Below are 22,040 nucleotides of genomic sequence, written 5' to 3' on the forward strand. Positions count from 1 at the left end.
CCATATGCGAGTGAAATCTGGGCGGCTGAACGGTTGAGAAGACTTGCCCAAGCCCTTGAATTCAGTCAAAAGACTGAAAAAAGACAGGGGTTTTTTTATGACTGACGACTCTATTCAGCGTGTGCGCGATTCCGAAGAGCACCAAAAATCCTACGATGCGATCATGGGCGCCGCGACAGAGATTGGCGTGCCGTTTTCCATGGCGCTGGCGATGTTTTTCACGGGACTGGTGACCCGCACAGGCGTGCTCATGGCGATCGTCTTGGGTGTTGTCGTCTACATCTTCTCCCATATCGTCGTGAAGCTATTCTTCTCGCACCATTAGCGCGACCATCCGCGCCGTCGGAGGTACAATGAAAATAACTGTCCTGAAGGAAACGCGATCCGGCGAGACCCGGGTTGCGGCGACGCCAGAGACCGTCAAAAAATACATCAGCCTTGGCGCAAGCGTTTCCGTGCAAGCGGGCGCGGGCGAGGGAGCCAGATTCGCCGATGCGGATTATGCGGCGGCGGGCGCCAGCATTTCCCCCAGCGCCGCCGACGCGGCCCAGGGCGCGGATGTGGTGCTGAAGGTGCAAGCTCCCTCCAGCGAGGAAATGCGGGTTATTGGCCGCGGCTCCAAGCTGATCGCGATCCTCTCCGCCTATAAGGACCCCGATGCGGTCGCCGGCTATGCGCGCCTTGGCGTCGACGCTCTGGCGATGGAGTTGATGCCGCGCATCACCCGCGCCCAGTCGATGGACGTGTTGTCGTCGCAGTCAAACCTCGCCGGCTACAAGGCGGTGGTCGATGCGGCGGCGTATTATGGCCGCGCCTTTCCGATGATGATGACGGCGGCGGGAACGATTGCGCCGGCGAAAGTCTTCATCATGGGCGCCGGCGTTGCCGGCCTTCAGGCGATTGCAACTGCGCGCCGTCTCGGCGCCGTTGTGTCTGCGACCGATGTGCGGTTCGCCGCGAAAGAACAGGTCGAAAGCCTTGGCGCGAGTTTTGTCACCGTTGATGAAGAGGCGATGAAAGAAGCCGAGACTGCAGGCGGTTACGCCAAGGAGATGTCGGAAGACTTTAAAGCGCGTCAGGCGGAATTTGTCGCCGGCCATATCGCCAAGCAGGATATTGTCGTCACCACGGCGCTGATCCCCGGCCGTCCGGCGCCGCGCCTTGTCACCGCTGACATGGTGCGCGCGATGAAACCGGGCTCTGTGATTGTCGATCTCGCGGTCGAAGCGGGCGGCAATGTGGAGCTGTCGCGCGCCGGCGAAGCCATCGAGACAGGCGGCGTCACCATTCTCGGCTTCAACAATGTGCCGGGCCGCTTGGCGGCGGATGCGTCGAGCCTTTACGCGCGCAACATCTATAATTTCATCGCGGCGTTTTTCGACAAGGATTCCAAAACGATCAACGCCGATCCCGAAGACGACATCATCAAGGGCATCATGCTGACCCGGGGCGGGGCGGTTGTGCATCCGTCCTTCGCGGCGGCGCCGAGCGAACCGGAAAAAACCGAGCCGGAACCGACGGCGCCCGCCAAACCGGCAGAGCCGGAAGATACGCCGGACACCACTGACGGCGAAGACGAAGACTGAACCCCTGAAGGAGCCACCCTTCTAAAGGAGCGAGACGGCTATGCAGGATAAACGCGAACAGGTTGAAGAGGCTGCGAGAGCCGCCGAGGAAGCCGCGAAAGCAGCCGAAGCGGCCGCCGCCAACGCCAGCGGCAATGCGGATGCGGCCACAGCCGCCGCCGAGCAGGCGCGCGACATCGCCGATCAACTGGCGATCATAGCCGCGTCGAGCCCGATTTCCGATTTCGTTTTTCTCGCGACGATTTTCATCCTCGCGATTTTCGTCGGCTATTATGTCGTGTGGTCGGTGACCCCGGCGCTGCACACGCCGCTAATGTCCGTCACCAACGCAATTTCATCCGTCGTCATTGTCGGCGCGCTGATCGCGCTCGGCGCCGATCTGTCGCAATCCGCCAACGCCTTCTGGCCGAAGCTGTTCGGCTTCGCGGCGGTGGCGCTTGCGAGCGTCAACATCTTTGGCGGCTTTATGGTGACGCAGCGAATGCTCGCCATGTACAAGAAAAAGAACGGTAACGTGATGACGCCGCTTTTCCTTTCATATCGCCTTCGTCCTTCGAGACGACAAATTCCCTTCATCCTGAGGAGCCGCGAAGCGGCGTCTCGAAGGGCGGGAATTTGTCTCCTCAGGATGAATGCTACTATTGCAGAGGCGCAAAATAATGGCTGATAATTTACCAGCGCTGCTCTACGTCGCTTCGGGCATTTTGTTCATCCTCGCGCTGCGCGGACTGTCGTCGCCGGAAACTGCGCGCCAGGGCAACCGCTTCGGCATGATCGGCATGGGCATTGCGGTCGTCACCACGCTGTTCGTGCTGGAAAACAAGGGCCTCGGCACCTGGTTCTTCGTGCTGCTGGCGGTCGCCGCCGGCGCGGTTCCCGGTGTTTATATTGCGCGCAAGATTCCGATGACGGCGATGCCGCAGCTTGTGGCCGCGTTCCATTCGCTGGTCGGTCTTGCTGCTGTTCTGATCGCCTGGGCGGCGTTTCTGGCGCCGAGGGCGTTCGGCATTGGCGAGCCGGGCCACATCCATGCGGGCTCTGCGCTTGAAATGTCGCTCGGCGTTGCGATTGGCGCAGTGACCTTTTCCGGTTCGCTCATCGCTTTCGCCAAATTGAACGGCAATATGTCCGGCAAGCCGATCATGCTGCCCATGCGCCACCCGATCAATCTCGGCCTCGGCCTCCTGATCCTCATGTTCATCGGCATGTTGATGACCGGTGAGCAGTCGACCACGACCTTCTTCCTGCTGACCCTGACCGCCTTTGTGCTGGGCTTCCTGCTGATCATCCCGATCGGCGGCGCCGACATGCCGGTGGTCGTCTCGATGCTCAATTCCTATTCCGGCTGGGCGGCGGCGGGCATCGGCTTCACGCTGGAGAACATGGCGCTGATCATCACCGGCGCGATTGTCGGTTCGTCCGGCGCGATCCTCTCCTACATCATGTGCAAGGCGATGAACCGGTCCTTTGTGTCGGTCATTCTCGGCGGCTTCGGCGCCGATGACGCAGCGGCGGCCGGCGGCGGCGATGATGAGCGCCCGGTCAAGCAGGGCTCCGCCGATGACGCAGCCTTTGTCATGAAGAACGCCAACAAGGTGATCATCGTGCCCGGCTACGGCATGGCGGTGGCCCAGGCCCAGCACGCGCTGAAAGAAATGTGCGACACGCTGAAAGCCGAAGGCGTCGAAGTGAAATATGCGATCCACCCGGTGGCGGGCCGCATGCCGGGGCATATGAACGTGCTGCTGGCTGAGGCGCAGGTTCCCTATGACGAAGTGTTCGAGCTTGAGGACATCAACTCCGAATTCCGCACCGCAGATGTCGCTTTCGTCATTGGCGCCAATGACGTCACCAATCCGGCGGCGAAAACCGACAAGACCTCGCCGATTTATGGCATGCCCATTCTCGACGTGGAAAAAGCCGGCACGGTGCTGTTCGTCAAACGCTCCATGGCGTCAGGCTATGCGGGCGTGCAGAACGAGCTGTTCTTCCGCGACAACACGATGATGTTGTTCGGCGACGCCAAGAAAATGTGCGAGGAAATCGTCAAGGCGCTGTAGCAGCCTCCCCACAATTCCGTGAGGTCCATTGGCGCGCCGTCCGGGCGCTGATAGATTGCGCGCACAGGAAAACTGGGGAAACACCATGAAATATCTAATGCTGGGCGCAGCCGCGCTCGCACTTGCGGCATGTTCACAGGAAGCGCCGAAAGCGGATGCGCATGAGGCGGAAACGCCTGCGCCGGAAGCTGAAGCCGCGCATACCGGCCACGATATGATGTCGGCGTCGGAAAAACTCGACGCCGTGCTCGCCGCACAGCCGGACGAGATCAAGGCGCGCTATCCCTATCGCCATCCGAAAGAGACCTTGGAATTTTTTGGCGTTGAGCCGGGCATGACTGTCGTCGATATTCTGCCGGGCGAGCCGGGCTGGTATGGCGACATTCTGGTGCCTTATCTCGGCGCGGACGGCGTGCTTGTCGGCGGCGATTACTCCATCGAGTTATGGGGTAAGTTCGGCGGCCGCTATTCCTCCGAAGAGTTTCTTGAAGGCAAGAAAAGTTTCGTGACGGATTATGTGGCGTCGGTCGATGCGATGAGCGGCGAGGATGGCGCGAGCGCCGCGGCGTTCCAGTTCGGCTCTCTGCCTGATGAATTGAAGGGAACCGCCGACGTGGTGCTGATGATGCGCGCGGCGCATCACTTCAACCGCTTTGATGACGGCGCCCCTTTCACCCAGGCGCTCGCCGATATCGATGCGGTCCTGAAACCCGGCGGTATTGTCGGCGTGGTGCAGCATCGCGCGCCGGAAGCCAATTCCGATGAATGGGCCGTGGGCAATGCGGGCTATCTGAAACAGTCCCATGTCATTTCGGTGTTCGAAGGCGCCGGCTTTGAACTGGTCGAAGCCAGCGAGATCAACGCGAACCCGGCGGACCAGCCGACCGAAGACGACATTGTCTGGCGCCTGCCGCCGGCGAATGACAGCGATGAAGCCAAGGCGATTGGCGAAAGCGACCGCATGACGCTGAAATTCCGCAAGCCTGAATAGGCGCGCAACAAGCGACAAAACAAAAGCGGCGCCCGATTTGATTTTCGGGCGCCGCTTTTTATTGGGCCGGTGTCTGTGCGGGCCAGGCGAGGGCGTTCTTACCCTGCGCCGCCAAAGGTGAATTCGCGCATGATGTGGAAGCCGAATTTGAACTGATGGCGCGTGCCGTAATCAGCGATGATCGGCGTTTCCGCATAGTCGCGGAAAATATATTGATAGGTCGCATACGGATTGAATGACCAGCGGTCGCCAATATTGATATAGGCGTTTACCGAGCCGCCCACATCCTGAAAACCGGAATCAACATCATAGGCGCTCAGGCGCCCGCCGGTGCGAGCCGCCTGTTCCGGCGTGATCGAGAAATAGGCGTCTGCGACTCTGTTGTCGATCCACGTCGCCTGACCGCTGGTGGCGACCGAAACGGGGCCTGCGCGGAACAACAACGCCGTCAGATAGCCGTCCACGATGGTGCCGCGATGGCCGGTTTTAATGCCGTGACGCGCTTTGGCTTTAAACGCGAAACGATCAAGGAAAGTGGTGGAGATAAAGCCGCCAAATTCAAAGGTGGTGCCCACATCGCCGAGCCCCGCCAGCGCTTCATTGTCGTCCTGATCGCGGCGCCCGCGGATCTTGATCGAGGGGCCGAGGCGGAAGCGAGAAAAGCCGACAATGCCGAAATCCGCGCCATCATCATCGAGGAAGACGAAGTTTTTGAACTTCACATAAAGCTGCGGGTCGGCAATGACTCTGTAATCGTCGGAGCCGAGATAATCGGGCTTGAGCGCCGGCCCAATGCCAATCGACAGATTGCTCTCTTCGGGGATCAGGAAGTTGAGGGAGCCGAAAAAGCCGCGATTATCGTCTTCCTCGCCCAGCGTGATGCGCCCGTCGACCGGCACTTCTTCCACCGGCCGGCCGTCATCGCCGAAAAGCAGCGGGCGCACTTTCGGATCGTCGAGACGGTTGGCGTCGCGTTCCTGTTCGGCGGTGAGGATCGCGGCTTCTTCCTGTTCGCGGCGTTCTTGCAGAATTTTTTCGCGCTCTTCCGCCTGGGTCCGCCCGAACAGCATCGGGCTTAGTTGCGGTTCGTCGATCTGTTGCTGCGCGGCGGCTGGCGCAATGGCGCAAAAGGCGGAGAGGGCCGCCGCGCTGAACAGGCCAGCGCATCGTGACTGTGGTTTCGAAAGTCCATATCCCCGCATCGCAGTTCCCATCCCGCACGCTTCAAAGGCAGATCTTCGAAAGATTACTCGCCAATTCTAGCCGGGGCGAACCCCGGCGTCAGCCCAAAAGCTAACGCGCAATCCGGCGAGAATGCGGCTAAATCGCCATTTTTCGGGATTTGCAGTCGATTCGCTGCAAGGAAAAGAAGAGTGCGGCGCCCGCGCAACATCTTCGCCGAGGATCATCGCAGCGATTTCAGACAGCAAAAAGCCGGCTCGCTCGGGGCGGCCGGCTCTGGCGTCGAGGCGCATTGCGCACTGGATGCTATAGCGCGTCGTCAATCGCTTCGCCGGTGTTTTCGATATCCCGGCCGACGCCTTTGATGGTCTCGCAGGCGGAAAGCAAAAGTCCGAAGGCGCAGAGGAGGGCGATGATGCGCATAGAAGTTCCTGAGAATGCAGTTCCTGGGAAAGTCCCGGTTATCTGACGCAGTATGCCTCAATAACCGGCGCCGGGCAGCATCTGCAAAGCTTACAAAAAGCTAAGCTTCGACGCCTTACATGCCGCCTTCGCGCTGCATCCGCTTGCGCACCAGCTTGCGGGCGCGGCGAACAGCTTCAGCCTTTTGACGGGCTTTCTTTTCGGACGGCTTTTCGTAGAATTTCCGGCGCTTCATTTCCCGGAAGGTCCCTTCGCGCTGCATCTTCTTTTTCAGCGCCTTAAGGGCTTGCTCGACATTGTTGTCGCGGACAAAAATTTGAACCAAGGCCTTGAGCCTCCTTTGAAAATAAAAGCGTCACGGGGGTGCCGCGACGCGAAAACTCTTCCAACCCCCGGTCCGCCTGTTTCCTTCAGGGGCGAGAGTGATGCGGGCCTATACCAAAAGGCCCTTAAGATGTCTACATAGACCCAGTCCCGATGACGCGAAAAAGGAGGCTCTTTTGCCCGCAGCCCCAAAATCACCGGAAAGCCCCGAATCCGGCAGTGAATCCGGCGGTTTCGACGCTCCGGCGGCGGCCATTTTGCAGGCCATGCTGGCCCGCGCCGCCTTTGAGGGCTGGTCCGATTCGGCGCTGAAAGCCGCCGCCCGGGACGCCGGGGAAAGCCCGGCTGCGCTCGCCGCCGCCTTTCCGCGCGGCGTCGCGGATGCGCTGCGGAGCTGGTCGATGGATGCGGACGCCCAGATGACCGCCGCCATGGACGCGCCGGACTTCGCCGGGCTCAAAATCCGCCAGAAAGTCGCCTTTGCGGTGAAGGCCCGGCTTGCGGCGCTCAAACCCCATAAGGAAGCGGCGCGGCGCGCGGCGGCGACGCTGGCGCTGCCGATCCACGGGCCCTTGGGCGCGCAGCTCGCCTGGAAGACCGCCGATGCGATCTGGCGCGGGCTGGGCGACGCCTCCACGGATTTCAATTTCTATTCAAAACGCGGGATTTTAACCGGCGTCTGGCTGTCGACGCTGGCGCACTGGCTTGGCGATGAAAGCGCCGATGACGCCTCCACCCACGCTTTTCTCGATGCGCGGATCGAAAATGTCATGCAGATCGAAAAGGCCAAGGGGAAGCTCCGCGAGCTGAATATCGATCCGGCAAAGCCGCTGGAATGGCTGGCGCGGCTGCGTTATCCCGCAGGCGCGGCGGCGAAAGACGATCACCACTGGGACGAGGCGGAGATTGACGAGGCGCTCGACGAGATCGTTCCCCGCGAGCGATCCGCCGGGCTGGAGCCCTACCAAGGCCTAGGACAGCTAAGCCTAGGACACCCGGCTGGCGCGATTTTCAGACCGCATCGCCGCCGCGCATCGCCAGACTTGACCGAACATGCTAAGGGATGCGTTGAATTCAGGCGGGGAAGACGTGCAGAACCTTTTCAACGAGTTGCGCAGACGGAACATGTTCCGTGTCGCCGGCGTTTATGCGGTGGTCAGTTGGCTGCTGGTGCAGGTCTCCGCCGCGCTTGAAGCCGCGCTGGCCTTGCCTGGCTGGTTTGACGGTCTGGTGGTCGCGCTGCTCGGCATCGGTTTTCCCATCACCATGGTTATGGCCTGGGCGTTTGAAATGACGCCTGAAGGCGTGAAGCCGACACAGGCGGTGGCGCCCGGTGAAAGCATAGCGCCGAAAACCGGCCGCAAGCTCGATATTGCGATTGTCGGCGGGCTGGCGCTGGTTGCGGTGCTGGTGGGCTGGCAAACATTGAGCAAGCCCGGCGGCGCCACGGCGGCGAAAGTCGCGGCGGTCGCTGACGCATCCATCGCGGTGTTGCCTTTTGTCGATCTGTCGCCGGCGGGCGATCAGGAATATTTCGCCGACGGCATTTCTGAAGAACTGCTCAATGTGCTGGCGCAGGCGAAGGAAATGAAAGTCGCGGGGCGCACTTCGTCTTTCGCCTTCAAGGGCCGCAATGAAGATCTGCGCGAGATCGGCAAGGTTCTGGGCGTTGCGCATATTCTCGAAGGCTCGGTCAGGAAATCCGGCGACACGGTGCGCATCACCGCGCAGTTGATCAAAGCCGATGACGGCTTTCATCTGTGGTCGGAAACCTATGACCGCCGGCTGACCAATATTTTCGACGTGCAGGACGAAATCGCCGCCGCCATTCTGGGCGAATTGCAAACACAATTTGCAAGCGGAAGCGCAGCGCCCGCGGCGCCCGCCATCGTACGCGGCGATGTGGATGCTTATGCGCTGTATCTGAAAGCCAAGCCGCTGATCGCCAGCCGCATTCCCGAGAATATGGAAGAGGCGGAAAAACTACTGGATCAGGCGATCAAGATCGATCCTGACTATGCGCCGCCTTATGCGCTGCGCTCCATGGTGGAATCGCTCCTGTCCGATGCGCCCGGCGCCTATGGCAAGAAACCGGCGGCGCAGGCGATCGTCGCGGCGACGGCGTTTGCGGACAAGGCGCTGGACCTCGATCCCGATCTCGCCGAAGCGCATGCGGTCCGCGGTCTGATTCATCTCGACGGCGGCGAGTCCAGCAAAGCGATCGCCTCCCTGCAGCGGGCGGTGGAGATCAATCCGAATAATCTTGATGCGCGCAACTGGCTCTCCCTCGCGCTTGGCTCCAATGGCCGCTATCGCGATATCGCCGAGGAACAATGGACGCTGTTTCAGATCGATCCGCTTTACCCGCCGGGCGTCAACAACTCGATCATTCACTTGCTCAATATCGGCGATGTGGAACGCGCAGGCCAGGTGGTGGAGCGGGTCAAGGAAATTGCGCCGGACACGGCGACCACGCTGGGCGGACAAGCCACATTCCTTGATGGCGTAGGGAAAATCGCCCAGGGGCTTGTGCTTGGCGAACGCGCCTATGCGATGGCCCCCAACACCAATAGCGGCACCGGCCTTGCCTTTACGCGGCTCAATTTAGGCGACTTCGAGGGCGCGCGAAATTACGGTTATGAATATCTTGAGCCGTTCATCCTGATGCTGGAGGGCAAGCCGGATCAGGCATTGGCGGCGTCAAAGGCGCAGCTTGATCTGTCGCCCGGTTATTACCAGTCGCAGATCGACTATATCACCCTGCTGAATGGCGACCGGCGCCATGAGCAACTGGCCGCCTATTATCACGCCACATGGCGCGATGTGGTGGCGTTTGAAAAGTCGCTTTACTCAGGCTTCTCCGGACGCTTGCCGCCATTTGGCGAAGTTGCGCAGGCGCTGTTCGAGACAGGCGATGCGGCGGAAGCGCAGAAGTTCATGGCGCGCTGGCGCACAGCGATCGACATCGCCCGCGCCGGCGGCGCGGACTCGCCGGCCTGGGATGTGGAAGACGGCAATTGGCATGTGCTCAATGGCGATCCGGATCGGGCGCTTGTTTTTTACAACAGCGCTTTTGACAAGCGGAGCTTTGCCGGCCTGTTCGCTATTCACAAGCTGGACATGTTTACATCGCTCTCCGCCGATCCGCGCTTTCAGGAAATGCGCCGGAAAATGCTGGCGAGCACGAATGAACAGCGCGCAATCCTCGGTCTTGCGCCGCTGCCGGTGCTTCAGCACTAAGGGTGGCTTTGCGTCTCGGCGATTTTTTCTCCGGCGACCTTGCGGCGGCGCAGGATTGAAAACTTGTCGCGGGATTTCAGCGGCGCGCCCTGACGCTTGTGGGGTTTGCAGAGCAGGCACCCGGCGCGAGAGGATTTCGGTCCTTTGCGTTTGTGATGAGCCATCGGTTTCTCCTCCCGTTTTTGGATGCGCGCCATTCGCGCAAGAGGAGACAGATATGCGCGCCGGCGCCGTGTTCAAGTAACCTTTGTGGTTATGCAATCAGGATTTCGGCGAGATGCGGGTCACATGGCCCATCTTGCGCCCGGGCCGCGCTTCGCGCTTGCCGTAAAGATGGACGCAAGTCTGCGGCTCGCCCGCCAGCGCGCGCCAGCTATTGGCTTCATCGCCAATGAGGTTTTCCATCACCGCGTTTGAATGGCGCGCGGGATCGCCCAGGGGCCAGCCGGCGACCGCGCGGATATGCTGTTCAAATTGCGAGACCGCGCAGCCATCCTGCGTCCAGTGGCCGGAATTGTGCACGCGCGGCGCATATTCATTGACGATCACGTCGCCGCCTTCGAGTACGAAAAACTCAACCCCGATCACGCCCACATAATCCAGCGCTTCGAGGATATTGCGGGTGACGGTGCGCGCCTTGTCGGCGGTGTTGTCGCTGACCGAGGCCGGAACCGTGGAGGTTTTGAGAATGCCGCTTTTATGCACATTCTCGGTCGGGTCATAGAGCTTAATGTCGCCATCGGCCCCGCGCGCGCCGATGATCGAGATCTCGGCGGTGAACGGCACGAAGCCTTCAAGGATCGACGGCGCGGCGCCGACCTCTTGCCAGGCGAATTCGATCGCTTTGACATAGGCGGAGGAGAGATCGTCATCCGCGGTTGTGATGCGGGTCTGGCCCTTGCCGTCATAGCCGAGGCGGCGGGTCTTCAAGATCGCCGGGCGGCCGACTTTCTCCAGCCCCGCCTTCAGCGAGGCGAGATCGTCAACCGCGTGAAAGGCGGCGGTTTGCGCGCCGGCGCTTTTGGCGAATTCTTTTTCAACCAGGCGGTCCTGCGCCATTTCCAGCGCCTTTGCGCCGGGCCGGACCACGGCGCCGATGCCTTTCAGGAACTCGACCGCCTCGACCGGCACATTTTCAAACTCATAAGTGATGGCGTCGACGGATTTGGCGAATTGCGCGAGTGCGTGTTCGTCAAGATAGCCGGCGATGCTGCGCGCTGAGGCGACGTCATAGGCGGGCGCGCGATCATCCGGACACAGAATATGCGTGCGCAATCCAAGCTCGGCCGCTGCGACCGCGAGCATCCGCCCGAGCTGGCCGCCGCCGAGAATGCCGATGGTTCCATTGGGCTGAACGACGGATTTTTTCTTGCGTGGTGCTCATGGTGAAGTCTTTGCAGCGGCGGATTCTTTGTTTGCGCGCTTTCGCGCGCGGGCGCCCAAAATGCTGATCGTTTCGTTGGGCTGAACGAACATCAGTCTTCGACGGTTTCGGCGACGCTGGCGGTCTGCGCGGCGCGCCATTTATCGAGACGGGCGGCGAGCTTGTCGTCAGCGGTTGCGAGCATGGCGGCAGCGAGAAGGCCGGCGTTCGCCGCGCCCGCTTCGCCAATCGCGACGGTCGCCACCGGCACGCCCGCCGGCATCTGAACAATGGAAAGAAGGCTATCGAGACCTTTGAGGGATTTCGACTGCACCGGCACGCCGATCACCGGCAGCGGCGTCATCGACGCGGCCATGCCCGGCAGATGCGCGGCGCCGCCGGCCCCGGCGATGATCACTTTCAGCCCGCGCGCCTTGGCGCCGGATGCGTATTCGTAAAGCCGTTGCGGGGTGCGATGAGCGGAGACGACTTTGGTCTCATAGGCGACGCCCAGCGCATCGAGCATTTCGGCGGCGCGGGTCATCACCGGCCAGTCAGACCGCGATCCCATGATAATGCCGACAAGTGGAGAAGATTGCTGTGCGCCGGTCATGGCTGGTCCCCGCTTTTCGCGCGCCCGCCGACAACAACATCCTTGGCGGAACAACGCGCTGGAAAGCGGCGCTTATAGCAGGCGAAAATCGGGGTGCAAGCAAACGGGGAAAAGCGGTCCGGTCCCGACGAGGAGACGCTAGCTAAGACGGGGGCGCGAGAGCCAACGCCTCCTCTCACCGGACGCGGAAAGCAGTTGCGAGACCGAAGGAGGTCCAAAGATGCAACCTAATCCGCACCCTCAAACTGGGCTTGAGCGACGTCTGTCACAAGGGCCATTCGGCGAAGCGAGCAGTCCGCGCGCCAAAGCGACATGTCTGGTTAACCATTGAATAGCGGGGCTTATGAGCGGTTATTTGCGCAATTGCGCACGAATCGCGCTTACTGGCGGGAAGGGGCCAAGCGCGATACATTCGAAAGCGCAGATCGCGTGCGGCGGCAGGTATATTCCACCTGCCGCTATGTGGTTTTCGGGAGGGTAGTATGAAGATTGGCGATGGGCCGAAACCATCGAGCAGCGCCCGAATCGACCGCAAGCGGGGGACTGGCGGCGTTGCATCCGCGCCGGCGAACGCCGCCGGCGCGCCGTCCGACCGAATCAGCCTGGCGGGCATCCCGGAAGCTGAGCTGACGCCGCGCGTGCGCGACGCGCTCGGCTCCTTGATGAAAGAGGTCCAGACCCTGCGCGACCAGCTTGTCTGGTCGCAGGAGCGCATCGACGAGCTGGAGCGTCTCGCCGATAGCGACCCGATGCTCGACATTTTCAATCGCCGCGCCTTTGTGCGCGAGCTTGACCGCACGCTCGGCCTGATCGACCGCTACGCCATGAAGGCGAGCCTTGTCTTCGTCGATCTCAATGATCTGAAAAAAATCAACGACACGATGGGCCACGGGGCCGGGGACGCGGCGCTGGCGCATGTGGCGGACATGCTGTGTGCGAGCGTACGGCAGACCGATGCGGTGGGGCGTCTCGGCGGCGATGAATTCGGCGTGCTGCTGACCCAGGCGGATCAGCAAACGGCGGAAATGAAAGCCGAGCAATTGTCGAGGGCGGTGTCCTCCAGGCCGGTGCAGTGGAAGGATCGCGCCTTCACCGCCCATGTGTCTTGCGGCGTCGTCGAAATCGCCAAGGGGCTTTCCGCCGATGAGGCCATGGAGCGCGCTGACAATGCGATGTATCAGGAAAAATCGCGCACCAAGAACGGATAGCGTTCCTTGCGCTCCTTCGTGCGTGGCGGGTGGGCAGCGTAGCCGCCTCAAACCAATCGCGCCTCAGGCGATAATGTCGGGCAGCATGGAATCCTTGATCTCCTGGATCAGGTCTTTCAGCGCCAGTTTTTTCTTTTTCAGCCGCGCAATGGTCAGCCGTTCATAGGGCGAGTTCATTTCAAGCGAGGTGATCGCCGCATCGAGATCGCGGTGTTCTTCTTCAAGGGTTGCAAGGCGGATCGCCATGGCTTCGTCATTGGCGCCGTCAAAATCCCGGTCATTGGCGGAAAAGCCGCGCGCCTTGAAGCGTTCGGCGATGATCAAGGTCGCCGCAAGGCGCTCTCGGGCCTGGATGCGTTTCGCCTCTTCATCATCGCCGTCTGTTGGCGGGGCGCCATCGCTCATGCCCGTTTCCTGTCTTTAATGCGCATGCCCGGAAGGGGCGGCGCCAAAGATATGTTCGACCAGGTCGCGAAGCAATGCGGTTGAAAAGCCGTCGCGCCGCGGGGCGTCGAGAAAGCTTGCATAAAGCGCGAGGTTGTTTTTCGCCGCAGTGAACATGTTTTCGCGGCTGATCGGATTTCCCGGCCGCGACAGGCCATATAAAATGTCCTGCTCCAGATGTTCCGCATCAAGCTCCACCTGTTTGATTCGCTCATACAGCTCCGCCGCGCCGGCATGGGCGTTGCGGCGCGCCTCGCGCAAAGGTTCGATCACGCCTTCGGCCCATTCGGTGCAAGCGCGTTCGGCTTCGCGCAAGGCGGGCTCGCTCAGCGTTTCACCCTCGCTCGCGCGCCAGCAGCACCACAGCGTGATGTTCACATCAAAGCCGAAATCGTCCTGCATATAGATAAGCCGGTTTTTCGCGCCGGGCATTTCATATGCGTCATTCGACCATTGCCAGAAGGGATTGCCCACGACCTTGCTCATGTGGCGCGCTTGCCTTTCTCCAGATCTTCACCCCAGCGTTTGACCAGCGGGGTCTCGATGCCGAAAAGGTCCAGAACGCGCCCGACCGATTGATCGACAATATCGTCAAGCGTTTGCGGTTCCGCGTAAAAGGCGGGCAGGGGCGGCGCGATGATCGCGCCCATTTCCGCGAGCGCCGTCATGGTGCGCAAATGCCCGAGATGAAACGGCGTTTCGCGCGCCATCAAAACCAGCTTGCGGCGCTCCTTGAGCACCACATCGGCGGCGCGCGTCAGCAGGGAGCCGGTGACGCCCGTGGCGATCTCCGACATGGTGCGCACCGAACATGGAGTGATCAGCATACCAATGGTTTTAAACGAGCCTGATGAAATCGGGGCGCCCACATCGCCGATCGCATAGCGATGGTCAGCCAGTTCGGCGAATTCGGCGCCGGAAAGATTCAGCTCGTAGCGAATCGTCATTTCGCTCGCCCGGCTCAAAACCAGGTGGGTTTCCACATCGGTTTCGCGGAGCGCCTCAAGCGCTCTTTTGGCGTACGCCGCGCCCGACGCGCCGGTCACGCCGATAATAAGTTTGCGGGTCGTTTCCATAGCGATCTCAATATCTTGGCATTCGATTCATAAACTAATGGTGAACAGATCGCCAACACTAAAGGGTGAATTGGCGGGGATGAAGAATCCGTGACAACAGCCCGGTTTTCATGCTTATATATGGGGTGTCACCACCCAGCAAAGGAGGCCACCTATGGCGATAAAAGCTCACATGGAAACGCTCAATAAGCGACACCAGGAGCTCGAAGCGGCGATAAACGCCGAAACGAAATCTCCGGCCCATGACGACCTTCGCGTGCTGGAGCTGAAACGCCAGAAACTGAAAATCAAGGACCAGCTCGAAGAACTCAGGACACAGAACAAAGTGCTCAACTGACCGGGCTGCCATTCGGGCCTTGCATGACCAAAAGCGATTGCCGGCCCATGGAATTGACCAAATGCCGGGCGAGAAGGTTTTTACCGAAACGTCTTGCATGATACTGCGGCGCACCTAAAGTGCGCCGCTTGGTTTTTGTGGAATTAATGACATGGCACAACGCATTGTAATCATCACCGGCGCGGCGCGCGGCGTCGGCGCGGCCTGCGTTCGCAGATTCGCCGCCAATAATGATTGCCTGTTGCTCGCGGACGCCGATGAAGAGGCCGGCAAGCTTTTCACCGAAGAGCTGGTCGCCGCCGGCGTGAGCGCCGCGTTCGTGCATGCGGATGTGACCAAGCGGCTCGATGTTCACAACATCATCGCTGAAGCGCTCGATGTTTACGGGCGCATCGATGTGCTCGCCCATACGGTGACGGCGAATTTCGCGGCGCCGTTTTTAGAAACCTCGGAAGATGATTTTGACCGCGTCGTCGCGTCGAATATTCGCGGCGCATTCCTGATCAACCAGGCCGTGTCGAAGCAGTTCGTCAAACGCCTGAACGATGATGCGAACCAGGGACCGCCCGGCGCCATCGTCAATATCGGGTCGGTTCAGGCGGTGACGGCGGCCGCCGATCATGTCGCCTTTGCAGCGTCGCAGGGCGGCTTGCACCAGCTCACCAAGGCCGTGGCCATCGCCATGTCGCCCTATGGGGTGCGCGCCAATCTTGTGGGCGTCGGCTCGATCAAGGGCGACATGCAGGAAAGCGAACGCGACAATGAACGCGAAGCAACGCCCCTGAAACGCATTGGCGACCCGGATGAGGTGGCGGAAGTCGTGTTCTTCCTCGCCAGCGAAGCGGCGTCTTACGTCACCGGCCAGACGGTTTATGTCGACGGCGGCAAGCTCGCCGCTCATGTCAGCGGCGCGAAGAAGAAAAAACCGAAATAAAGATCGAAGGCGACGCTTAGGCGTCGTCGTCTGACCCGCCGGAGAAGTCGGCGAACACCTTGTTGAGGTCGATCTTCTTTTCCTGCGGCGCGTTTTCTTCGTCCTCGGCCAGCGTGCTTTGATCGGCGACCGGTTCGAGCGAAGGTCCGTCTTCCGGCGCGGGCGGCTGATCCTTCATCATCTTGGCGCGCTTGGCGGCCGCTTTGCGGACAACGGCGTCAAGGTCGATCTGCGAGCACAGGCCGAGACCGACCGGATCGCGCGGCTGCAAATTCGCCGCGTTCCAGTGCGAGCGATCGCGCACCGCCTGAATGGTCGATTTGGTCGTGCCGAGCAGTTTCGCAATTTGCGCGTCGGAGACTTCCGGGTGGCTGCGCACCATCCACGCAATTGCGTCAGGACGGTTCTGGCGTTTTGAAACCGGCGTGTAACGCGGGCCCTTGCGCGGCTTTTCCGCGACCAGGGTTTTCGGCCGCGAGATTTTGAGGCGGTAGGCTTCATCCGCCTGACCGCTTTCGATTTCTTCACGCGTCAACTGGTGGGTGGTGATCGGATCGATGCCGCGCACGCCAGCGCCCACATCGCCATCGGCGATGCCTTTCACCTGCAACGGGTGCAGGCCGCAAAAATCGGCGATCTGGTCGAAGCTGAGTGAAGTATTGTCAATCAGCCAGACGGCGGTTGCGATCGGCATCAGCGGACGGTCGGCCATGTCGTGTCTCCAATCAGAGGTATCCGGAAAAGCCTTCGGGGGCGGCCCCCCTTCCGGAGAGCCGCGCTAACCGCCGGATTTTCGGGGAAAGCGTTGTTCTGATGGCCATATAGACGGTTTGGCCGCCCCCGCCAAGGCGCAATTAGGGCATCCGCAGGACGATTTTCCCGATATGGCCCCCGGATTCCATGCGTTTATGGGCCTCCGCGGCCTCGGCCAGGGGGAATATTTTATCGAGGGCGGGGCGGAAAACGCCGCTTTCAAGATGCGGCCAGACCTTGGCCCGGATATCCGCGGCGAGGCGGGCCTTCTCCGGAAAGGGGCGCGATTTCATGGTCGAGCCGGACAGGCGGAGGCGGTTCCGCATGATGGCGAATATATTGATATGGGCCTCCGCGCCGCGCAAAATGGCGATGGAGACATGGCGGCCGCCGAAATTCAGGCAGGCGAGATTGCGCGGCACGAAATCGCCGCCGGCCATATCGAGCACCACATCCGCGCCGCCCGTCTTGGTGACCGCATCTTCCCATTTGTCCTGTTCATAAAGCCAGGCCGCATCCGCGCCGAGCTTCAGCGCGGCGTCGCATTTGTCCTGCGAGCCCGCTGTCACGAAGACTTTGGCGCCGAACGCCTTGGCGAGTTTGATCGCGGTGACGCCGATGCCGCTGGTGGCGCCATGCAGGAAAAGGGTCTCACCGGCTTGAAGGCCCGCATCGTCAAACACATTCGCCCAGACGGTGAAGACGGTTTCCGGCAAGGCGGCGGCTTCTTCGAGGGTGACGCCGTCCGGAACCGGCAGGCACGAACCCGCATCGGCGATGGCGTATTGCGCATAGCCGCCGCCGGTGAGCAGGGCGCAAACCCGGTCGCCGACCTTCCAGTCTTTCACATCCGGCCCGATCGCAACGATCTCGCCGGCGCATTCAAGGCCAGGCAAATCGCTGGCGCCGGGCGGCGGCGGATAAAGGCCCTTGCGCTGCAACACTTCCGGCCGGTTGACGCCGGCGGCGGCGGCGCGGATCAGCACTTCATTGGCTTTCGGGCGTGGGACCGGGCGTTCCATCAGTTGCAAAACTTCGGGGCCGCCGGGCTCAGCGATGACAATCGCCTGCATAGTCCGGGGGAGGACACTCATCTTTGTCTCTTCTTTGGTTTTATTTTACAGCACCTAAGCATGCTTTGCGTTGATAATGCGAATCCTTTGGAGTGTAACAACTTCCGGTAGTGGTTATAAAGGGGGTGGAGCGTATCGATTTGAAACGAAACGCAGATGAATCGCGGCGGCGTGGTCAACAGCCGTCGGTTTGTTGCATTGGCGGGTTCGATTTCGCAAAATCCGGGACGCTCAAAACAGGAGGCCCGCCATGGATGATCAACCGCTCAATGAAAAGCCGGACATGACGCTGGGCTATCTCGCAAAGCAGGATCTTTACGCGCTCTCTGTCGGCGATCTCGATGAACGCATTGCGGCCCTGAAAGCGGAAATCGCGCGCTGCGAAAAAGCCAAATCCGACCGCGGCGACACGCGGTCAGAGGCGGAAAAACTGTTCAAGTTTTGAGGGGCGGTTGGCTAATCTGTCTTCGCCAGATAGGCCGCGAGCTGATCGAGTTCCGCATCGGTGATGGTCGTCGGCGTGAACGGGGCCATGCCGTTGAGGCCGTTGCGGACGATATATTTCACATAATCCGGCGTCAGGTCGGCGCGCTGTTCCAAGACCGCGAAGTCTTCGCCCCGTGTGACGCGCAATTGCATGGTGCCGGGATGTTCGTCGCCGGGCGCATGGCAATAGGAACATTGCGCGTCAAAGATCTTTTTGCCCGGCGAGGCGTTTTGCGCGGCCTGTACAGGCGCCGGTGCTGACTCGCTTGTTTCGGACGCAGTGTTTTTCGGCGCCGCGTTTTGCGATGCAGAGGGCGCGCTGTCTTCGGAGCCGCCACAGGCGGTGGTCATAGCGAAAAGCCCGGATGTCATGGCGAAGAGGAGAGGTCGGTTGATCATTATTTCGGTCTCCGGTTTTTCGGCCAGATGCCGGATTTGCCCGGCGCGAGAATGCCATTCGGATCGAGCGCGTCCTTGATCGTCTCGTGCATCTTCCACAGCGATCCATTGTTCCAGCTATAGGTTTTGGCGATGCGGTCCATATAGCGAATATGCGTGCGGTATTCGCCGTAACCTTCGGCGGCCGCTTCATCGACCAGCACGTTGAACAGATCGTCGAGCTTTTTGCGCTCATCGGGGTCGGTCTTGTCATAGACGATGACCGTCACATGATGCAGGTCGCGCCAGCCAATGGCGAGCAGGCCCATATAGTCGAAGCCATATTCGCGCACCCGGCTTGAGACCATTTGATATTGCTTGATAGCGTCGGCGCCGGTGATCGGCGAGACCGGCGAAAAGCCCACATGGCCGCCGCCGCCATTCCAGTTGAGGAAGTTGAACTCCGTCAGCTTCGGCACGCCCTTCATGGTTTCCGCGCGGTGCAGCAGCAAATCGAATTTGTGCCGCCGGTCTTCGGGGAAATAGAATTTAGCGCCCGGTATGTCGGCGAAGCTATCGCGGATCGCGGTCCACAACGTGTCCATCAAGGGCGGCGGTCCGTAAAGCGCGCCGCAGAAGTTCCACATGCCGAGATCGAGATCGGCCATCATGGTTTTCGCAACGCTGGGCGGGATTGGCCCGGCGCCGTCGTAATATTTGCTCTTGGTGGTGGTGATCGCCGCATCGAGCACGAGACTGCGTACGGTGGCGCCGTTCTGGATGACGCCGCTCACCTTCAAGGGCCGCAGGCGTTCGGTGACGAGTTCGATATCGTCTTCGTTCTCGAAAGTGATGAGGTAAGGGCGATAGCCGGCGGGCTCCGGCATCAGCCAGATCCCCATCTTCGTCACAATGCCGAAATTGGATTGCGAGAACATGCCGTCCACATAGGGCCCGAAGCCATATTTAAAGAGCTGCCAGGTGTTGTTGCCGGGCATGGCGCCCATGCCGGTGCGGATCATCTCGCCATTGGGCAAGACCACTTCCATGCCGCATTGCATGGCGAAGTGATCGCCATAGGGCGTGTAACCAATGCCGTGATCGAGGGCATTGCCGACAACCGAGCCCCAGCCGGGGTCCGGCACGTCGATCCACAGTTTCAGATTGTTCTTCTGGATATAGTCGTAAAGTTCGAAATAGCTGACGCCCGGTTCGACCAGCGCGTAACCGAATTCTTCATTCACTTCGAGAATGCGGTTCATCCGGTTCATGTCGAGCACGACCGTGCCCGACATCACCGGCGCGGCGCCGCCATAGGCGAAGTTCTTGCCGCGCGAAACCGGCCAAAGCGGCACGCCAAATTCATTGGCGACGCGGACGATTTCCTGCACTTCTTCGGCGGTGGCCGGGGCGACCGCCGCATAGGGGCGGTTCTCGGTCTCGTCATTGGTGATCGTGTAGGGGTCTTCGTAGCTCGACATCTGTTCGGCGGAGAAAACCCATTCATTGCCGACAATGCGCTGAAACTTTTCAAGCGCCGAATTCATGGAGGCGGCGGAGACGCCTTCGGGCAGGGGTGCGCTCATATGGGCTTATCCTTTGTGGTCGGAAATTCTGGTGTCGATGGTCCAGGCGTAAAGGTCCTTGTCCACGCGCTGGATCTGCGCCTCTACGCTTGCTTGCGATTGCAGCAGCGTGGTGAGGCAGAAATAGAAGGACTCGGTGGTGACGCCGCGCAAGGCGAGCGGCGTCTGCCGCGACAGGGCGTTCAATTCCCCGGTCCACAACTCGGTGACATCGCTGCGCACCGGGGTCGGCGAGACGCCGCCCGGCCGGGACGCAAACTCGCGTGCGGCGGGAAAACGCTCATCATAGAAAAAGCGGTCAGCGGCGCGCGCGCCGGCGCGGCGGCGGCGAATGATGCGGACGACAGGACCGGCGCGGCCAGCAGCGTCGAGGCGGAGGTTTTCAGAAAATTCCGGCGTTTCATCGGTCACACACAGCGCGGAAGCTCGGCATGTTGCGATCTTCCATCGGCCCCTCCCAAATGCTCATCACTTAAGCTTCAGTTTCTGGTTGTTGCGCGCGCGGCGCAAGATGAGCGTGAGAAGCAGTATTCGTGTGGCCGCGAAGGGCGTCAATAACGGGAGGCGCAAGGCACTAGGACTGACGCGCAAAGCTCATTTTTTAGCGAACCAAGGGCCGCAAAAGCGAGTGACGTGGAAAGCCCCTCGCCCCTTCTTGGGGGAGAGGGGTTTGGGGTGAGGGGGCTATGATTGTTGTCAAGGGTTTTGTTGCGCCTCACGGCCGGGTTTTTGAGGCGCAAAGAGGGTATATGTTTATTCCCCCTGTGCGGTCAAAAGTGTCCTGTATCAGCAACAGGATTTAAAAAGCTAATGTACATAATTTATGGCGCGCAGGGTTTCACTCAGCATTCTGGTCATCTGAAGGAGGCCTATACTCACGCAAAGGCTGCTTTGAAAATACATAGCCCTATTGAAATAGTCGGGCCGCATGGGAGGATTTCTTTTGGGGAGTTGGAAAGGCTTATAGTTGCCGCGAAAAATGCGCAGAGGGAGGAATTTTTTGAGAGAGCCGCGGTCAATAATTGACCCTCACCCCCGGCCCCTCTCCCGCAAGCGGGAGAGGGGAGAAGTTGCGACTTGGATTTCGTTCACTCACTCGGCAGCGGGATGTGTTCCGTCTCATCCGGCGGCAGGGAGAAAACCGTTCCGGTGAAGTTTTTCGCCGCCGAGGATGTCCAGTCGGCCTTCGCCTGTTCAATGCGTTCGGGCCGCGAGGAGACCAGATTCCACCAGATATGGCGCTTGCCCATGGGCGCGCCGCCAAGCAGCATCAGCTTTGACGGCCTGGCGGCGGCAATCTTCGGCGCGGCGCCCGGTTCGAAGACAAGCATCCGCCCATGTTCATATTGCTCGCCGTCAATCTCGACCGCGCCATCCAGAATATAGAGCGCGCGCTCTTCATATTCATCCGGCAGCGGAACAATTGCGCCAGTCTCCGCCTCAACGCCGAGATAGAACATCGGGGAAAAGGTTTTCGCCGGCGATGTTTGGCCAAAGGCCGATCCGGCGATGACCCGCATGGTTAACCCGTCGCGCTCTATGACGGGCAGGCTGGCTTTCGGGTGGTGATGGAATTCCGGCGCGACTTCTTCCGATCCTTCGGGCAGGGCGAACCAGCTTTGAATGCCGTGCATCTTCTGGCCGTTGGCGCGCGGCGCCGCGTCGGTGCGTTCGGAGTGCACAATGCCGCGCCCGGCGATCATCCAGTTGACGTCGCCGGGGCGGATCACCTGATCAAAACCCAGCGAGTCGCGATGGCGGATTTCGCCGTCAAACAGATAGGTAACAGTTGCAAGCCCGATATGAGGATGCGGGCGCACATCGATGCCGGTTCCTGGCGCAAATTGCGCCGGGCCCATTTCGTCGAAAAAGATAAACGGTCCGACCGTTCGGCGCTTGGCGTAGGGAAGCACGCGGCCGACGGTGAAGCCCCCGAGATCGCGGGTGCGTGGTTCGATGATCATGGTGATGGCGTTCATCGCG

25 protein-coding genes and 1 pseudogene are annotated in these 22,040 nt (G+C 60.5%); 11 read left to right on the forward strand and 15 right to left on the reverse strand.

Annotated elements, in window-relative coordinates; translation table 11 throughout:
* Positions 1-97: 97 nt before the first annotated feature.
* The 5 genes and pseudogenes from AC0L8G_RS09660 to AC0L8G_RS09680 all read left to right on the forward strand — a co-directional run bounded on the left by AC0L8G_RS09660 (position 98) and on the right by AC0L8G_RS09680 (position 4,637).
* A complete protein-coding gene (locus AC0L8G_RS09660; protein WP_473388630.1) occupies positions 98-325 on the forward strand; it encodes a hypothetical protein in 228 nt (75 codons plus the stop codon).
* Positions 326-353: 28 nt separating this feature from the next.
* Positions 354-1,586 carry a Re/Si-specific NAD(P)(+) transhydrogenase subunit alpha gene (locus tag AC0L8G_RS09665; RefSeq protein ID WP_473388631.1) on the forward strand — a complete coding sequence of 411 codons (1,233 nt, stop codon included), beginning with the start codon at positions 354-356 and terminating at the stop codon, positions 1,584-1,586.
* Between the two features lie 40 nt (positions 1,587-1,626).
* Positions 1,627-2,091, forward strand: a pseudogene (locus AC0L8G_RS09670) (NAD(P) transhydrogenase subunit alpha part 2); the annotation flags it as partial.
* 154 nt (positions 2,092-2,245) lie between these two features.
* Positions 2,246-3,646: an NAD(P)(+) transhydrogenase (Re/Si-specific) subunit beta gene (locus tag AC0L8G_RS09675; protein ID WP_473388632.1), complete on the forward strand. Its 1,401-nt coding sequence runs from the start codon at positions 2,246-2,248 to the stop codon at positions 3,644-3,646.
* Between the two features lie 85 nt (positions 3,647-3,731).
* A complete protein-coding gene (locus AC0L8G_RS09680) occupies positions 3,732-4,637 on the forward strand; it encodes a class I SAM-dependent methyltransferase (protein ID WP_473388633.1) in 906 nt (301 codons plus the stop codon).
* A 98-nt stretch (positions 4,638-4,735) separates the two neighbouring features.
* On the opposite strand, the gene AC0L8G_RS09685 is transcribed toward AC0L8G_RS09680, so the two are convergent.
* From AC0L8G_RS09685 to rpsU, 3 genes are all read right to left on the reverse strand, one after another.
* Positions 4,736-5,839, reverse strand: coding sequence for a MipA/OmpV family protein (locus AC0L8G_RS09685; RefSeq protein WP_473388635.1), 1,104 nt, complete (start codon positions 5,837-5,839; stop codon positions 4,736-4,738).
* A 286-nt stretch (positions 5,840-6,125) separates the two neighbouring features.
* Positions 6,126-6,242 (reverse strand): entericidin A/B family lipoprotein, encoded by a 117-nt coding sequence (locus tag AC0L8G_RS09690; protein ID WP_473388636.1) that lies wholly within the window; start codon positions 6,240-6,242, stop codon positions 6,126-6,128.
* 115 nt (positions 6,243-6,357) lie between these two features.
* The gene (gene rpsU, locus AC0L8G_RS09695) at positions 6,358-6,567 is read right to left on the reverse strand and encodes a 30S ribosomal protein S21 (protein WP_473388637.1); all 210 of its coding nucleotides are present in this window, start codon (positions 6,565-6,567) and stop codon (positions 6,358-6,360) included.
* Positions 6,568-6,742: 175 nt separating this feature from the next.
* On the opposite strand from rpsU, the gene AC0L8G_RS09700 reads away from it, so the two are divergent.
* Entirely contained in the window at positions 6,743-7,759 is a 1,017-nt protein-coding gene (locus tag AC0L8G_RS09700; RefSeq protein ID WP_473388638.1) for a COQ9 family protein, read from the forward strand.
* A complete protein-coding gene (locus tag AC0L8G_RS09705; RefSeq protein ID WP_473388639.1) occupies positions 7,656-9,806 on the forward strand; it encodes a tetratricopeptide repeat protein in 2,151 nt (716 codons plus the stop codon). The genes AC0L8G_RS09700 and AC0L8G_RS09705 overlap by 104 nt, the downstream gene beginning before the upstream one ends.
* On the opposite strand, the gene AC0L8G_RS09710 is transcribed toward AC0L8G_RS09705, so the two are convergent.
* The 3 genes from AC0L8G_RS09710 to purE all read right to left on the reverse strand — a co-directional run bounded on the left by AC0L8G_RS09710 (position 9,803) and on the right by purE (position 11,782).
* On the reverse strand, positions 9,803-9,970 hold the full coding sequence (locus AC0L8G_RS09710) for a hypothetical protein (RefSeq protein WP_473388640.1): 168 nt from the start codon (positions 9,968-9,970) through the stop codon (positions 9,803-9,805). The two genes, AC0L8G_RS09705 and AC0L8G_RS09710, sit on opposite strands and share 4 nt — an antisense overlap.
* 97 nt (positions 9,971-10,067) lie before the next feature.
* Positions 10,068-11,144 (reverse strand): 5-(carboxyamino)imidazole ribonucleotide synthase, encoded by a 1,077-nt coding sequence (locus AC0L8G_RS09715; protein WP_473388845.1) that lies wholly within the window; start codon positions 11,142-11,144, stop codon positions 10,068-10,070.
* Between the two features lie 137 nt (positions 11,145-11,281).
* A complete protein-coding gene (purE, locus tag AC0L8G_RS09720; protein ID WP_473388641.1) occupies positions 11,282-11,782 on the reverse strand; it encodes a 5-(carboxyamino)imidazole ribonucleotide mutase in 501 nt (166 codons plus the stop codon).
* A 482-nt stretch (positions 11,783-12,264) separates the two neighbouring features.
* On the opposite strand from purE, the gene AC0L8G_RS09725 reads away from it, so the two are divergent.
* Positions 12,265-12,990 (forward strand): GGDEF domain-containing protein, encoded by a 726-nt coding sequence (locus AC0L8G_RS09725; RefSeq protein ID WP_473388642.1) that lies wholly within the window; start codon positions 12,265-12,267, stop codon positions 12,988-12,990.
* Between the two features lie 63 nt (positions 12,991-13,053).
* Here the strand turns inward: AC0L8G_RS09725 and AC0L8G_RS09730 are convergent, their stop codons facing one another.
* Genes AC0L8G_RS09730 through AC0L8G_RS09740 form a run of 3 tightly spaced genes read right to left on the reverse strand, consistent with a single transcriptional unit; the run spans position 13,054 to position 14,510 of the window.
* Positions 13,054-13,395: a YdcH family protein gene (locus tag AC0L8G_RS09730; protein WP_473388643.1), complete on the reverse strand. Its 342-nt coding sequence runs from the start codon at positions 13,393-13,395 to the stop codon at positions 13,054-13,056.
* A gap of 15 nt (positions 13,396-13,410) precedes the next feature.
* Entirely contained in the window at positions 13,411-13,920 is a 510-nt protein-coding gene (locus AC0L8G_RS09735; protein WP_473388644.1) for a TIGR02444 family protein, read from the reverse strand.
* Positions 13,917-14,510 (reverse strand): UbiX family flavin prenyltransferase, encoded by a 594-nt coding sequence (locus AC0L8G_RS09740; RefSeq protein WP_473388645.1) that lies wholly within the window; start codon positions 14,508-14,510, stop codon positions 13,917-13,919. The genes AC0L8G_RS09735 and AC0L8G_RS09740 overlap by 4 nt, the downstream gene beginning before the upstream one ends.
* A gap of 154 nt (positions 14,511-14,664) precedes the next feature.
* Here AC0L8G_RS09740 and AC0L8G_RS09745 point away from each other — a divergent pair, with 154 nt between their 5' ends.
* Together AC0L8G_RS09745 and AC0L8G_RS09750 are read left to right on the forward strand one after the other, a co-directional pair.
* Positions 14,665-14,847: a YdcH family protein gene (locus AC0L8G_RS09745; protein WP_473388647.1), complete on the forward strand. Its 183-nt coding sequence runs from the start codon at positions 14,665-14,667 to the stop codon at positions 14,845-14,847.
* A 151-nt stretch (positions 14,848-14,998) separates the two neighbouring features.
* Positions 14,999-15,781 (forward strand): SDR family NAD(P)-dependent oxidoreductase, encoded by a 783-nt coding sequence (locus AC0L8G_RS09750; RefSeq protein WP_473388648.1) that lies wholly within the window; start codon positions 14,999-15,001, stop codon positions 15,779-15,781.
* Between the two features lie 16 nt (positions 15,782-15,797).
* Here AC0L8G_RS09750 and AC0L8G_RS09755 read toward each other — a convergent pair whose 3' ends face one another.
* Both AC0L8G_RS09755 and AC0L8G_RS09760 read right to left on the reverse strand, forming a co-directional pair.
* Positions 15,798-16,493: a DUF1013 domain-containing protein gene (locus AC0L8G_RS09755; RefSeq protein ID WP_473388649.1), complete on the reverse strand. Its 696-nt coding sequence runs from the start codon at positions 16,491-16,493 to the stop codon at positions 15,798-15,800.
* Positions 16,494-16,635: 142 nt separating this feature from the next.
* Positions 16,636-17,628: an NAD(P)H-quinone oxidoreductase gene (locus AC0L8G_RS09760; RefSeq protein WP_473388651.1), complete on the reverse strand. Its 993-nt coding sequence runs from the start codon at positions 17,626-17,628 to the stop codon at positions 16,636-16,638.
* Positions 17,629-17,857: 229 nt separating this feature from the next.
* Here AC0L8G_RS09760 and AC0L8G_RS09765 point away from each other — a divergent pair, with 229 nt between their 5' ends.
* The gene (locus AC0L8G_RS09765; RefSeq protein WP_473388652.1) at positions 17,858-18,052 is read left to right on the forward strand and encodes a DUF1192 domain-containing protein; all 195 of its coding nucleotides are present in this window, start codon (positions 17,858-17,860) and stop codon (positions 18,050-18,052) included.
* An 11-nt stretch (positions 18,053-18,063) separates the two neighbouring features.
* Here AC0L8G_RS09765 and AC0L8G_RS09770 read toward each other — a convergent pair whose 3' ends face one another.
* The 4 genes from AC0L8G_RS09770 to AC0L8G_RS09785 form a co-directional block, all read right to left on the reverse strand.
* Positions 18,064-18,492: a c-type cytochrome gene (locus AC0L8G_RS09770; RefSeq protein WP_473388653.1), complete on the reverse strand. Its 429-nt coding sequence runs from the start codon at positions 18,490-18,492 to the stop codon at positions 18,064-18,066.
* Positions 18,492-20,057, reverse strand: coding sequence for an FAD-binding oxidoreductase (locus AC0L8G_RS09775; protein WP_473388655.1), 1,566 nt, complete (start codon positions 20,055-20,057; stop codon positions 18,492-18,494). Before AC0L8G_RS09775 ends, AC0L8G_RS09770 begins: the two co-directional genes overlap by 1 nt.
* A 6-nt stretch (positions 20,058-20,063) precedes the next feature.
* Positions 20,064-20,468, reverse strand: a complete 405-nt coding sequence (locus AC0L8G_RS09780; protein WP_473388656.1) for a hypothetical protein — start codon at positions 20,466-20,468, stop codon at positions 20,064-20,066.
* 677 nt (positions 20,469-21,145) lie between these two features.
* On the reverse strand, positions 21,146-22,036 hold the full coding sequence (locus AC0L8G_RS09785) for a pirin family protein (protein ID WP_473388657.1): 891 nt from the start codon (positions 22,034-22,036) through the stop codon (positions 21,146-21,148).
* Positions 22,037-22,040 lie beyond the last annotated feature (4 nt).

Source organism: Hyphococcus sp. D3-15 (genome assembly GCF_055809375.1).